Below are 13,661 nucleotides of genomic sequence, written 5' to 3' on the forward strand. Positions count from 1 at the left end.
ATGCACCTGCTCAGGACCCAGCCCGGCGGTTTCGTCTCGGATGACAACATCGCCGACCTGGGGCAAACCCCCGCCGAGCTGGTGATCCTGTGCAGCGGCGATTCCAGCCTGGCGCTGCTTGCCGAAGCTGCGCAGCAATTGCCCGAGGATTATCCGAGCCTGCGCCTGGCCAATCCCATGCAGGTGCAGAATCACGCTTCGGTCGACCTCTATGTCGATGAGGTGCTGCGTCACGCCAAAGTCATTCTGATCTCGCTGCACGGCGGTATCGCCTATTGGCGTTACGGCGTCGAGCGTTTGATCGAGTTGTCAGAGCGCGGCGTGCACGTGATCCTGGTGCCGGGTGATGATCGTCCAGATCCGGAGCTCAGTGACCTGAGCACCGTCAGCGCCGAAGATCGTGACCGGCTCTGGCAGTTTCTGCGACAGGGCGGCATGGGCAACGCAGTGGATTTCTTTCATTGCCTGGCCAGCCGTTGGCTCGCCCGCGATTACCCGTGGGGCGAACCACAATCCCTGCCACGCACGGCAATTTACCATCCACAAAAAATCAGCGCCGCACTGAGTGACTGGCAGGCCGATTGGCGGCCCGATCAACCGGTCGCGGCGGTGCTGTTTTACCGCTCGCACTTGCAGGCGGCGAACACCGCGTTCATCGATGTTTTCTGCCAGCGCTTGCAAGCGGCAGGGCTGAACCCTTTGCCGATTGCGGTGGCGAGTCTGAAAGAACCCGGCTGTCTGTCGGTGGTCGAGGACTGGCTGGATGAAGTCGAGGCGGGGGTGATTCTCAACACCACCGGTTTTGCCCAGTCGAGTCCCGAGGCGCCGCACTTGCGGCCGTTTCGCCGCAACATCCCGGTGATTCAGGCGATCTGCGCTCAGGACAACGAACCCGGTTGGCGCGATAGCGAGCAGGGCCTCGGTCCTCGGGACCTGGCGATGCACATCGCCTTGCCGGAACTCGACGGACGCATCATAAGCCGCCCGATCAGCTTCAAGGATCTGGCCTGGCGCAGCGAGCGCAGTCAGTCCGACGTGGTCTGCTATCGAGCGCAACCCGAACGCATGGATTTTGTCGCGGAACTGGCACGACGCTGGATCGCGTTGGCGCGGGTGCCGAATGCCGAGAAACGCATTGCGCTGATTCTCGCCAACTACCCGACTCGCGACGGGCGCATCGGCAATGGTGTCGGCCTCGACACGCCGGCGGCAGCTCTGAATATCTTGCGGGCGTTGCAGGCCGAGGGTTATCCGGTAACGGCCGAGTTGCCGGACAGCGGCACCGCGCTGATCCAGCAATTGCTCGGTGGCGTCAGCAATGATCTCGACACCATCGATTTGCGCCCGTGCCAGCAAAGTCTGGCGATGGACGATTACCTGACGATGTTCAACGCACTGCCCGAGGCCAATCGCGCGGCAGTGATCGAGCGCTGGGGCCCGCCACAAAACGATCCGATGTGCCGCGACGGGCGCTTGATGATCGCCGGGTTGCGCTTTGACCTGACGTTCGTCGGCATCCAACCGGCGCGCGGTTATCAGGTCGATCCGAGCGCGGTGTACCACGACCCGGATCTGGTGCCGCCGCACGGTTATCTGGCGTTTTATTTCTGGCTGCGCAACACCTATGGCGCCCACGGCGTGATCCACGTCGGCAAACACGGCAACCTTGAATGGCTGCCGGGCAAGGGCGTCGGCCTCTCGGAACACTGTTGGCCGGATGCGCTGCTTGGGCCGTTGCCGAATATCTATCCGTTTATAGTCAACGATCCGGGCGAGGGCGCCCAAGCCAAACGGCGCACGCAAGCGGTGATCATCGATCACCTGATGCCGCCGCTGACCCGCGCCGAAACCTATGGCCCGCTGCGTAATCTGGAACTGTTGGCCGACGAATATTACGAAGCGCAGCTGCTCGATCCACGCCGCGCCCGCGAATTGCAGCGCGATATTTTGCAACTGGTGCGCGATACGCAGATCGACCGCGAACTGCAACTGGATGCCGCGATGGACAGCGATGCCGATGCCGCGATCTGGCTGCCGCGTCTGGACACGTATCTGTGTGATCTGAAGGAATCGCAGATCCGCGATGGCTTGCACATTTTTGGCGAATCGCCCTCCGGGCGTTTGCGTATCGATACCTTGTTGGCGTTGCTGCGCATTCCGCGCGGCGATGGCAAAGGGGCGCAGTCCAGCCTGTTGCGGGCGCTGGCCAAGGCGTTTGAACTGGGTTTTGATCCGCTGGATTGTGCGCTGGCTGAGCCGTGGGTTGGTCCGCGTCCCATCGAACTGCAAACCGTGACCGATGAAGTCTGGCGCACCGCCGGCGACACCCGCGAACGCCTCGAACTGTTCGCCGCCGAACTGATCTCTGAAACCCTGCACCGTACCTGTTGGAGCGAGCCTGCTCGCTTAGGCGCCGTGTCAGGTGTCATGGAATTACCTCATCCACCGCTTTCGCGAACCGGCTCGCTGCCACAGGGGCCGGGGTGGTCTGATGTACATCTGATCATCCAGGGTTTGCGCGAAGTCGTCGCCCCGCGCCTCGACGCCTGCGGTCCGGCAGAAATGCGCGGCCTGCTCGATGCCCTCAGCGGCCGTTTCGTCCCGGCCGGCCCGAGCGGTGCGCCGAGTCGCGGCCGTCTCGACGTACTGCCTACAGGGCGCAACTTTTACTCGGTGGACGTGCGCAACCTGCCGACCACCACCGCGTGGCGCATCGGGTTCCAGTCGGCCACGCTGATTCTTGAGCGACACTTGCAGGACCACGGCGACCATCTGCGCCAACTTGGCCTGTCGGTATGGGGCACGGCGACGATGCGCACTGGCGGTGATGACATTGCCCAGGCCATGGCGCTGATGGGCGTGCGCCCGGTGTGGGCCACGGGCAGCCAGCGAGTCGACGATTTCGAGATCCTGCCGCTGAGCCTTCTGGACCGACCGCGGGTCGATGTGACGCTGCGGGTCTCCGGATTCTTCCGCGATGCGTTTGCCAACCTGATCCGTTTGTTCGACGCCGCCGTGCAAGCGGTGGCAGCGCTGGACGAACCTGACGATCTGAACCCTCTGGCCGCCAAAGTGCGTGCCGAACGCGAGGCTTTGCTGCAAACGGGCCTGGATGAAGAGGCCGCACGGCGCCAGGCCGGTTGGCGAATCTTTGGTGCCAAACCCGGTGCTTATGGCGCCGGTGTGCAAGGCGCCATCGACGGTCGTCTGTGGCAGACCCGCGAGGATCTGGCCGAGGTTTACCTGAACTGGGGCGCTTACGCCTATGGCGGTGCCGATGAAGGCACCGCTGCCCGGGAACAATTCGTCCAGCGCCTGAGTCAGGTGCAAGCGGTGCTGCAGAATCAGGACAACCGCGAGCACGACTTGCTTGATTCCAACGACTATTACCAGTTCCAGGGCGGCATGCTCGCAGCCGTGGAAACCCTGCGCGGTGAAGCCGCGGCCAGTTATCACGGCGATCATAGCCAGCCGGACTTGCCGAAGATCCGCACTTTGAAAGAAGAGTTGAATCGGGTCATCCGCTCGCGTGCGGCCAATCCGAAATGGATCGACGGGGTCAAACGTCACGGCTACAAAGGTGCGTTTGAACTGGCGGCAACGGTCGACAACCTGTTTGCATTCGATGCCACCACGCAGTTGATCGATGATCATCAATACGCATTGCTGGCTGACGCTTATCTGCTTGATCCGGCCACTCGCGATTTTGTCCGCGAGCATAATCCACATGCACTGCGGGACATGACCGAACGCATGCTGGAAGCGCAGCAACGCGGGATGTGGCAGGATCCGGGGGCGTATAAAGAGGCGCTGGAGAGTTTGTTGCTGGATATAGAAGAGGATGTTTAGCGCGTTCAAAAGCAACCCTCACCCCAGCCCTCCCGAAACGGCGGACCGCCCGGAGGGAGAGGGGCATTCACCTGACACCCCACAAACCTCAAGAACACCAACGACCACGAAAGAGAAACCCCAAAGATGACCGACACGACCCATTTCCCACTCTCCGCCGTGGTCGGCGCCGATGATCTCAAACTCGCCCTGTGCCTCACCGCCATCGACCCGAAAATCGGTGGCGTGCTGATCGAAGGCCCGCGCGGCATGGCCAAGTCGACCCTGGCCCGGGGTTTGGCGGACCTGCTCGCCAGCGGTCAGTTCGTCACTTTGCCGCTGGGCGCCACCGAAGAACGTCTGGTCGGCACGCTCGATCTCGACGCTGCCCTCAGCGAGGGGCGCGCGCAGTTTTCCCCCGGCGTGCTGGCCAAGGCTGACGGCGGCGTGCTCTACGTCGATGAAGTCAATCTGCTGCCCGATCACTTGGTGGATCTGCTGCTCGACGTCGCGGCCAGCGGCACCAACGTGGTCGAGCGTGATGGCATCTCCCATCGGCACTCGGCGAAATTCGTCCTGATCGGCACGATGAACCCGGAAGAGGGCGAGTTGCGCCCACAGTTGCTCGATCGCTTTGGCCTGAACGTCGCGCTCAGTGGCCACACAGCGCCGGCCGAGCGCGGGCAGATCATTCGTCGACGCCTCGACTTCGACAGCGACCCGCAAGCGTTCTGCACGCAGTGGGAAACCGCCCAACAAGGTTTGCGCGAGCGCTGTGAAAACGCTCGTAGCGCGTTGGCCGGCATACCTCTGGACGATGTTGCACTGGCGCAAATCACCGAGCGCTGTTTTGCCGCCGGTGTCGATGGCTTGCGCGCCGATCTGGTGTGGCTGCGTGCGGCGCGTGCGCACGCGGCATGGCGCGCAGCTGAGGCGATTGGCGAAGAGGACATCGACGCAGTGGCCGAATTTGCCTTGCGTCATCGTCGTCGTGAACAGCCATCCTCAAGCCCTCAACAACCGGCGCAATCCCCGGAAAACGCTGCAGCCAACCCGAGCGAAGGGCAGGGCCAGTGGGGCGACATGCCGGCCCCGGCCCTTGCCACGGGCAGCCGCCGCGAAATCCCGAGCTGGCCAAAAAAGCCCTAGGCATTCGCCCCCGATCCGACGTGGGGGCGAATGCCAGACCTCGTGCCGGTCGGCTCGACAACGGACGCCAGGGCAAACGTCACGCGGCTCGCAGTGGTTCAGTGAACTGGCCGGGAACGCTGCTCAAGGGGCGTCCGCAACGTCGTGAAGACCTGCTGTTCCAACTGCGCACGCGCACGCCCCATGAGTTGTGGCTGGTGATCGTCGATGCCTCGGCGTCGACGCGCCGTCATCAGGCATTGAGCGATGCCAAAGGCCTGCTCGCGCAGCTGTTCGATGACGCCTATCGACAACGTGCGCGGTTGGCATTGCTGACCGCCAGTGGTGCAACACCGAAGTGGCAGGTACAGGGTTTGAAAGCATCCCGCGATTTGCGCACCTGGCTTGATGGCTTGGGTGCGGGCGGCGGCACGCCGTTAGTCGCGGCATTATTGCAGGCGCAGCAATGGCTGACGGTCCGGCGCAAGCGCTTTCCGGCCGAGCAACAGCGCTTGCTGGTGGTCACGGATGGACGTTTGAAAGCGTGGACAGGTTTGCCGGCGCTGGAATGCCCGGGGCTGTTGATCGACATCGAGCGTGGGCCCATCCGGTTGGGGCGGGCGAAAGATCTGGCCGGGGCGCTGGATGCGGATTATCGGCATATTGATGATCTTATTCCGGCCTGAAGTCCTCTTCGCCAGCAGGTCGCTCCGAATTCACGGATTCAAACCTGTAGGAGCTGCCGAAGGCTGCGATCTTTTGATCTTGTTTTTAAAAATCAAAAGATCGTCCGATCGCGGCCCGAGCCTGCGGCATCTCCTACAGGGGATTTGGGGGCTGTTACAGATTTTGAAATGATTTCGAGCTGTAGGAAAAGTCACTTCAGGCTGTACGCTTCAAGGCCTTTTTTCATTCAGGATTTACATGAACACCCGCTCGGAGCCTCCCAGTCTTCAGATACGAAGAACGTTCCCCTCGCGCCATGGCGCGGTCTTGACGCACTCGCAACATCCGGTTTTCCGATACACGACTATGGTTGATAACGCGGCCCCAGAGCCTTCGCGTTGCGCTTTGCCGTGCCCGGCAGCCTGAATTTACTGAATAGAGATCGAGACGTTTTATGGAATGGTTAGCGGATCCCACGGCCTGGTTAGGCTTGTTGACATTGATCGTGCTGGAACTGGTGCTGGGTATCGACAACCTGGTGTTCATCGCAATTCTTGCGGATAAACTGCCGCCGCATCAGCGTGACCGTGCGCGGATCATCGGTCTGTCGCTGGCACTGATCATGCGTCTGGGCCTGTTGGCGAGTATTTCCTGGCTGGTCACCCTCACGCAGCCGCTGTTCGAGGTGTTCGACAAGAGCTTCTCCGGTCGAGACCTGATCATGCTGTTTGGCGGTGTGTTCCTGTTGTTCAAAGCCACCATGGAGTTGCACGAACGGCTCGAAGGTCATGTCGGCGAGCGCACGAGCAACACGGCGTACGCACTGTTCTGGCCGATCGTTGCGCAGATCGTCGTGCTCGATGCCGTGTTCTCCCTCGACGCGGTGATTACTGCTGTGGGCATGGTCGATGAGCTGGCGGTGATGATGATCGCAGTGATCATCTCCATTGGCCTGATGATCGTTGCGAGCAAGCCGCTGACGCGCTTCGTCAACGCGCACCCGACGGTAATCATGCTGTGTCTGGGCTTCTTGATGATGATCGGTTTTGCCCTGACCGCTGAAGGCTTGGGCTTCCACATCCCGAAAGGCTACTTGTACGCGGCCATCGGTTTCTCGATCCTGATCGAAGTGTTCAACCAGATTGCCCGCGCTCGACGCAAACGCTCGATGCAGGGCCTGCGCCCGATTCGTGAGCGCACCGCCCACGCAGTCATGCGTCTGCTGGGCGGTCGCACACTGGCGGCGGAGGAAGTCGGCGAGGAGATTTCCGATTTGCTGGACAACGGTGATGCGCCAAGCGCCGAGCTGTTCGACCGTCGCGAGCGAGTGATGATCAGCGGTGTGCTGCAACTGGCCGAGCGGCCGATCCGCCAACTGATGACCGTGCGGGCCGACGTCGACAGTATTGACCTGGCAGACGATGCCGAGGCGATTCGTACCAGGTTGATGCACTCGTCCTACTCGCGTCTGCCGCTCATCCGTGATGGCGCCGTGGATGAACCGCTGGGCTTCGTGCACAAGAAGGAATTGCTCAAGGAATACCTGGCGGGTACCGAGCCGAATCTGGAGCACCTGGCGCGCAAGACGATCAATCTGCTCGACAGCTATTCGATCCTCAACGCACTGGAACAGATGCGCGCGGCATCGACCCACATTGCATTCGTGGTCAATGAGTTCGGCGATTTTGTCGGCGTGCTGACCATGACCGACATCCTCGAATCGATTGCCGGTGAGTTGCCCGATGCCAGCGAAATCGAAGGCCCGGACGTGGTCGAGGAGCAGGGCGGGTTTATTGTCAGCGGCGCATTGAACCTGACGCGTGTGCGTCAGCGCACCGGGTTCGGCGCCGAACCCACCGAGGATTATCAGACCATGGCCGGGCTGGTAATGAGTTTGCTTGATCGGTTGCCGATGAAGGGCGATCGCCTGGAATATGCCGGGTGGCAGATGACGGTCAAAGCGGTCGAGGAGCGGCGGGTGACGCGGGTGTTGTTGGTGCGTGAAACTGCGTAAATCTGACTGTCTGCGCTGACCCTGTCGCCAGCAGGCTCCCACAGGCCCCCTGAACGACGCAAAACCCTGTAGGAGCTGCGGCACGCTGCGATCTTTTGATCTGTTTTTTTAAAACCAGCGTCAAAAGATCGCAGCGTGCCGCAGCTCCTACATGGGTACCGCGCAGCTTCGAAGTGACCGACCACGGGGAATGGTGCAAAGCTGGCGCAGTGACTGACGCAACCACGCAACGTCATGTCGCTGCTTGCGCGGCGCCGCCGGTGCCTTGGTCTTGCCGATGTGCCGGGCAAAGTCCGCTGCCAGCGTTTCCTCTGTACCAATCCCCTTGAGCGTCTTGACCAGCCTGCCGTGCTTGTAGAACAGCACGGTCGGCGTGCCCGTAACCAGCGGATGGCGCGGCGATTCACGGGTGTTCAGCATGTAGATATTCGCCCGCAGCCGATACGGCGCGGCAATCTTGCGAAACACCGGCCCGGCCGATTCACAGGCGGGGCAGTGCTCGCTGGCGAAATACAGGATCACCGGGCGCCAGGTTTTCAGGGCTTTGCGGTAGACCGGAGCCAGATCTGAACTCGGGATGACGGCGTTCATTGAAATCTCCTTTTCAACGACCTCGAAGGTTCATGACGTTAAAGGAGGTCGAAAGGACCGTCTACTGTCAGAAATTACAGGTGTATCTCTCCCTGCCAAGTGTTTTCCCACGGATAGGCAAGACCAACCCGACGCGAAACGCAGAAATGCGGAATGTTGCGACGTGATACCTTTTTTACTCAGCAGAAAATATGCGGGGGGCAAATCGATAGGCGTCGAACATGCATTGGAGTGCTATTTTAAACACCACTAAAAGCACTCCAAGGAGCACTTCATGACACATATCGTTCTTTCTAACGTTGTAGCGAGTATTTCCGAATTGAAAAGAAATCCCATGGGTACCGTGGCCGCTGGCGGTGGCCAATCCGTCGCGATTCTCAACCGAAATGAGCCGGCGTTCTACTGCGTCCCCGCCAAGGAGTACGAGGCGCTGATGAATCGTCTGGAGGATCTGGAGTTGATCGCACTGTGCAAGGAGCGAGAAAACGACCCAACCATCAAGGTTTCGATTGATGACCTATGAGCTGGAGTTTTCCGAGAAGGCCTGGAAAGAATGGACAAGACTTGAAGCTGGACTCAAAGAACAATTCAAAAAAAAGCTGAAGGATCGACTGATTAATCCGCATGTTCCCGCAGACCGGCTCAGAGGGCTGGGGGCGGCTTACAAAATCAAACTCAGAAGCGCTGGCTATCGAATGGTTTACCGCGTCAAAGATGAAGTTTTGATCGTGACTGTTATTGCGATTGGCAAAAGAGAGCGGGGTGACGTTTACGAAAACGCGGCCAAACGCTAAATACCCTCTCGAAAGATATCCAAGCCTTTTGACAATGCATGTTTTTCGCTCGCCGGCGCACCAAACGGGAACCCACTACCCGCACCTTGTGGCCTACGGTAGCGCGCCAAAGCACAACCTTGCGTAACGCCCCCTTTTTGCACTTTGTGCATGTGCTTGATTCCAAAAACATTTAAACCCAGTGCAGATTCTTCCCAAGTCCTGTGGCACACTTTCTGCTGTCTATTCCGTAGTAACAAACCGTGTTCCGGTATAGCGGAATAAACATCATCCTGGAGTGCTTGCCATGCATCGCCGACCTTCTTTGTTCAAAGCATGTATTTTTGTTCTCGCGGCTTCGTCCTCTGCCATGGGCCTGGCCCAGGCCGCCGATGGCAAGCTCGACAGTGTCCTGGCCCGTGGGAAATTGATTGTGGGCACCGGCAGCACCAATGCGCCGTGGCATTTCCAGGGGGCGGACGGCAAGTTGCAGGGCTTTGATATCGACATCGCCCGGATTGTGGCCAAGGGTTTGTTCAACGACCCGAGCAAGGTAGAGTTCGTTGTGCAGTCGTCCGATGCGCGAATTCCCAACCTGCTGACCGACAAGGTCGACATGAGCTGTCAGTTCATCACTGTCACTGCCAGCCGTGCCCAGCAAGTGGCGTTCACCCTGCCTTATTACCGCGAAGGCGTCGGCCTGCTGCTGCCGAACAACAGCAAGTACAAGGAAATCGAAGACCTGCAGGCCGGCGGGGACGGCGTCATCGTTGCCGTTCTGCAAAACGTCTACGCCGAAGAGTTGGTGCACCAGGCACTGCCCAAAGCCAAGGTTGATCAGTACGACAGCGTCGATCTGATGTATCAGGCAGTCAACTCCGGTCGCGCCGATGCCGCCGCCACCGACCAGTCTTCGGTCAAATACCTGATGGTGCAGAACCCTGGCCGTTATCGCAGCCCGACCTATGCGTGGAGCCCACAGACCTACGCCTGCGCGGTCAAACGCGGCGATCAGGACTGGCTGAACTTCGTCAACACCGCGCTGCATGAAGCCATGACCGGCGTTGAATTCCCGACTTACGCCGCTTCATTCAAGCAATGGTTCGGCGTTGACCTGCCATCGCCCGCGATCGGTTTCCCAGTCGAATTCAAATGATCCCGTGAGAGCGGGGCGATTCAAATCGCCCCGCTCAAGGTACTGCTGACCATGAACTATCAGTTGAACTTTGCCGCCGTGTGGCGCGATTTCGACACCTTGCTGGCGGGGCTCGGTCTGGGCTTGCAGTTGGCACTGGTGTCGATCGCCATCGGCTGCGTGATCGGCCTGCTGATGGCGTTTGCCTTGCTGTCGAAGCATCGCGCCTTGCGGGTGCTGGCTTCGGTGTACGTCACGGTGGTCCGTAACACGCCGATTCTGGTGTTGATTCTGTTGATCTACTTTGCGTTGCCAAGTCTTGGGATTCGGCTGGACAAGATTCCCTCGTTCATCATCACGCTGTCGTTGTATGCCGGCGCCTACCTGACCGAAGTGTTCCGGGGCGGTTTGCTGAGCATCCCCAAAGGGCAGCGCGAAGCCGGGTTGGCGATCGGCCTCGGCGAATGGCAGGTCAAAGCCTACGTCACCGTGCCGGTGATGCTGCGTAACGTGCTGCCGGCGCTGTCGAACAACTTCATTTCGCTGTTCAAGGACACCTCGCTGGCCGCCGCGATAGCGGTGCCGGAGCTGACTTATTACGCGCGCAAGATCAACGTCGAAAGCTACCGGGTGATCGAAACCTGGCTGGTGACCACGGCGTTGTATGTCGCGGCCTGTTACCTCATCGCCATGCTGCTGCGTTATCTCGAGCAGCGTCTGGCGATCCGCCGATAGGAGGCTGTGATGTACGAATCCCCCAGTTGGTTGAATGAATTGTGGATTGCCCGCGAAACCTTGTGGCAGGGCTTTCTGACCAGCGTGCAGGTATCGGCGCTGGCGATATTGTTCGGCACGTTGCTCGGCGTCGTCACCGGCCTGGTGCTGACTTACGGCAGATTCTGGATGCGTGCGCCGTTCCGGTTTTACGTCGACATCATTCGCGGTACGCCGGTGTTTGTGCTGGTGCTGGCCTGCTTCTATATGGCGCCAGCGGCCGGCTGGCAGATCAGCGCGTTTCAGGCCGGTGCGTTAGGGCTGACGCTGTTCTGCGGCTCGCACGTTGCGGAAATCGTGCGCGGTGCATTGCAAGCGTTGCCGCGCGGGCAGATGGAAGCGGGCAAGGCGATTGGCCTGACGTTTTACCAGTCGCTCGGTTACGTGCTGCTGCCACAAGCGCTGCGGCAGATCCTGCCGACGTGGGTCAACTCGTCCACCGAAATCGTCAAGGCCTCGACCTTGCTCTCGGTCATCGGCGTGGCCGAATTGCTCCTCAGCACCCAACAGATCATCGCCCGGACCTTCATGACGCTGGAGTTCTATCTGTTCGCCGGTTTTCTGTTCTTCGTCATCAACTACGGCATCGAATTACTCGGCCGGCACATTGAAAAGCGGGTGGCCTTGCCATGACTGAAGCTCAACTTTCCAACGCTGCAAACGGCCAGCCGTTGCTGGATATTCGCGGTCTGCACAAGCAATACGGCGCAGTCGAAGTGCTCAAGGGTGTCGACCTCAGCATGCAACGAGGCAACGTCGTGACGCTGATCGGTTCCAGCGGTTCGGGCAAAACCACCTTGCTGCGCTGCGTGAACATGCTCGAAGAGTTTCAGGGCGGGCAGATCCTGCTCGACGGTGAGTCCATCGGTTACGACGAGATCAATGGCAAGCGCGTGCGGCATGGCGAGAAAGTCATCGCTCGTCATCGGGCGATGACGGGTATGGCATTCCAGCAATTCAACCTGTTCCCGCATTTGACTGCGTTGCAGAACGTCACCCTGGGCCTGCTCAAGGTGAAGAAAATGCACAAGGACGAAGCCGTGGTGCTGGCCGAGAAATGGCTGGAGCGGGTCGGCCTGCTGGAGCGCCGCAATCACTTTCCCGGCCAGTTGTCAGGCGGCCAGCAACAGCGCGTGGCGATTGCCCGGGCGATTGCGATGAACCCGAGCCTGATGCTGTTCGACGAAGTCACTTCAGCCCTCGACCCCGAGCTGGTTGGCGAAGTGCTCAGCGTGATCAAGGGGCTGGCCGAAGACGGCATGACCATGCTGCTGGTGACCCACGAGATGCGCTTCGCTTTCGAGGTCTCGGACAAAATCGTATTCATGAATCAGGGGCGGATCGAAGAGCAGGGGCCTCCCAAGGAACTGTTCGAACGCCCGCAATCGCCGCGTCTGGCTGAGTTCCTCAAAAACACGCGGTTTTAATTTTTATCAGGAGAAATACCCATGAGCATTACTCGTTACGGCACCGGCAGCACCGCCGCAGGCGGCCAGCCTCGTCCATTCGCGCGCGCCGTTGAAGCTGATGGCTGGCTGCACGTTTCCGGTCAGGTGCCAGCGGTGGATGGCGAGATCATTGTTGGCGGCATCGTCGAGCAGACCCACCAGACCATGAAGAACCTGATCGCGATCCTCGAAGAGGCCGGGTATGGCCTGGAAGACGTGGTGCGTGCCGGGGTGTGGCTGGATGATCCCCGGGATTTCAGCAGTTTCAACAAGGTTTTTGGCGAGTACTTCAAACCGGAACATGCGCCGGCGCGGGCCTGTGTGCAGGCGAGCATGATGGTTGATTGCAAGGTCGAGATCGACTGCATCGCGTACAAGAAGAAGGCCTGATCGACGGTGGCTCTTGTAGGAGCTGCCGAAGGCTGCGATCTTTTGGCATTTTTGGATATGTCACAAGGCAAGATCAAAAGATCGCAGCTTGCGGCAGCTTCTACATGGAGATTTTTGAGTGAGAGCTGACATGACCGAAGACACCATCAAGCGCCGGGCACGTGGTCTGGACCGGGCGTTCGATATTCTCGATTTCCTCAAGGAGATCGGCCAGCCGCTGCGTCCGAACGACATCGCCAACGGTATCGGCAGCCCGAAATCCACGGTCTACGAACTCGTCGCGTCCCTGCTGGAGCGACGGATTCTGGAGCCGGTGGGCAAGGACGGTCACGTCTATCTGGGCCGGCAGTTGTACTTTCTCGGGCAGGCGCATTTGCGCCATTTCGACCTCAGTCGCGAGGCCGATCATGCCTTGCAGGAGATCGTCAGCCAGACCCGCGAAACCGCCCAGATGTGCCTGCTCAACGGGCGCAAATACACGGTGGCGTTGATGAAGGAGGGCGAGCGGCATTTCCGTATCTCTTCCGATATCGGCGAAAACGCGCCGATCCCCTGGACCGCGTCCGGGCGTCTGTTGCTCGCGCATCTGAGTGACCAGCAAATCATCGACCTGATCGACGAAGGCGACTACATCCTGCCCGACGGCGAGCGGTTGCCGCTGGAGCGCTTTCTGGCGGAAATTCGTCAGGCCGGCATCGATGGGTTTTTCTCCTTCGACAGCGTCGCCGACACCTTCACCCACTGCTTCGCCGCACCGGTCAAAGACCCTTCCGGCGTAGCCATTTGCACCTTGTGCATCGTCGCCCCGCGGGCCGACGCCAAGACCCATTACAACGACTATCGCCGGGTATTGATAGAGAGCGCCAACAGCCTCGCCCGGCGCATCAACGAATAACCGCGGCTGCCTGCGGCCG

At 60.0% G+C, this 13,661-nt stretch carries 13 protein-coding genes; 12 read left to right on the forward strand and 1 reads right to left on the reverse strand.

Features of this window, described 5'->3' with window-relative positions:
* The 4 genes from cobN to AB4P92_RS28520 all read left to right on the forward strand — a co-directional run bounded on the left by cobN (nt 1) and on the right by AB4P92_RS28520 (nt 7,636).
* Nucleotides 1-3,849, forward strand: a complete 3,849-nt coding sequence (cobN, locus tag AB4P92_RS28505; protein WP_395598551.1) for a cobaltochelatase subunit CobN — start codon at nt 1-3, stop codon at nt 3,847-3,849.
* 126 nt (nt 3,850-3,975) lie between these two features.
* A complete protein-coding gene (locus AB4P92_RS28510; RefSeq protein WP_395598552.1) occupies nt 3,976-4,977 on the forward strand; it encodes an ATP-binding protein in 1,002 nt (333 codons plus the stop codon).
* Between the two features lie 20 nt (nt 4,978-4,997).
* Nucleotides 4,998-5,642, forward strand: coding sequence for a VWA domain-containing protein (locus tag AB4P92_RS28515; protein WP_258558313.1), 645 nt, complete (start codon nt 4,998-5,000; stop codon nt 5,640-5,642).
* Nucleotides 5,643-6,076: 434 nt separating this feature from the next.
* Nucleotides 6,077-7,636 (forward strand): transporter associated domain-containing protein, encoded by a 1,560-nt coding sequence (locus AB4P92_RS28520; protein ID WP_395598553.1) that lies wholly within the window; start codon nt 6,077-6,079, stop codon nt 7,634-7,636.
* Between the two features lie 147 nt (nt 7,637-7,783).
* Here the strand turns inward: AB4P92_RS28520 and AB4P92_RS28525 are convergent, their stop codons facing one another.
* Nucleotides 7,784-8,227, reverse strand: a complete 444-nt coding sequence (locus tag AB4P92_RS28525) for a thioredoxin family protein (RefSeq protein WP_395598554.1) — start codon at nt 8,225-8,227, stop codon at nt 7,784-7,786.
* Nucleotides 8,228-8,501: 274 nt separating this feature from the next.
* On the opposite strand from AB4P92_RS28525, the gene AB4P92_RS28530 reads away from it, so the two are divergent.
* The 8 genes from AB4P92_RS28530 (at nt 8,502) to AB4P92_RS28565 (ending at nt 13,642) form a co-directional block, all read left to right on the forward strand.
* Nucleotides 8,502-8,750, forward strand: a complete 249-nt coding sequence (locus tag AB4P92_RS28530; protein ID WP_042559397.1) for a type II toxin-antitoxin system Phd/YefM family antitoxin — start codon at nt 8,502-8,504, stop codon at nt 8,748-8,750.
* Entirely contained in the window at nt 8,740-9,021 is a 282-nt protein-coding gene (locus AB4P92_RS28535; RefSeq protein WP_042559396.1) for a type II toxin-antitoxin system RelE/ParE family toxin, read from the forward strand. Before AB4P92_RS28530 ends, AB4P92_RS28535 begins: the two co-directional genes overlap by 11 nt.
* A gap of 286 nt (nt 9,022-9,307) precedes the next feature.
* On the forward strand, nt 9,308-10,156 hold the full coding sequence (locus AB4P92_RS28540) for a transporter substrate-binding domain-containing protein (protein ID WP_395598555.1): 849 nt from the start codon (nt 9,308-9,310) through the stop codon (nt 10,154-10,156).
* A gap of 51 nt (nt 10,157-10,207) precedes the next feature.
* Nucleotides 10,208-10,870 carry an amino acid ABC transporter permease gene (locus tag AB4P92_RS28545; RefSeq protein WP_024012746.1) on the forward strand — a complete coding sequence of 221 codons (663 nt, stop codon included), beginning with the start codon at nt 10,208-10,210 and terminating at the stop codon, nt 10,868-10,870.
* 9 nt (nt 10,871-10,879) lie between these two features.
* The gene (locus AB4P92_RS28550; protein ID WP_042559394.1) at nt 10,880-11,542 is read left to right on the forward strand and encodes an amino acid ABC transporter permease; all 663 of its coding nucleotides are present in this window, start codon (nt 10,880-10,882) and stop codon (nt 11,540-11,542) included.
* Entirely contained in the window at nt 11,539-12,336 is a 798-nt protein-coding gene (locus AB4P92_RS28555) for an amino acid ABC transporter ATP-binding protein (RefSeq protein ID WP_047301512.1), read from the forward strand. Before AB4P92_RS28550 ends, AB4P92_RS28555 begins: the two co-directional genes overlap by 4 nt.
* 21 nt (nt 12,337-12,357) lie before the next feature.
* Nucleotides 12,358-12,747, forward strand: coding sequence for a RidA family protein (locus AB4P92_RS28560; RefSeq protein WP_007912330.1), 390 nt, complete (start codon nt 12,358-12,360; stop codon nt 12,745-12,747).
* Nucleotides 12,748-12,877: 130 nt separating this feature from the next.
* Complete coding sequence (locus AB4P92_RS28565; RefSeq protein ID WP_047301511.1) at nt 12,878-13,642, forward strand: IclR family transcriptional regulator; 765 nt, start codon at nt 12,878-12,880, stop codon at nt 13,640-13,642.
* The last annotated feature ends 19 nt before the right edge of the window (nt 13,643-13,661 follow it).

This window comes from Pseudomonas sp. A0308 (assembly GCF_044218815.1).
In the GTDB taxonomy this organism is placed as follows: domain Bacteria; phylum Pseudomonadota; class Gammaproteobacteria; order Pseudomonadales; family Pseudomonadaceae; genus Aquipseudomonas; species Aquipseudomonas iridis.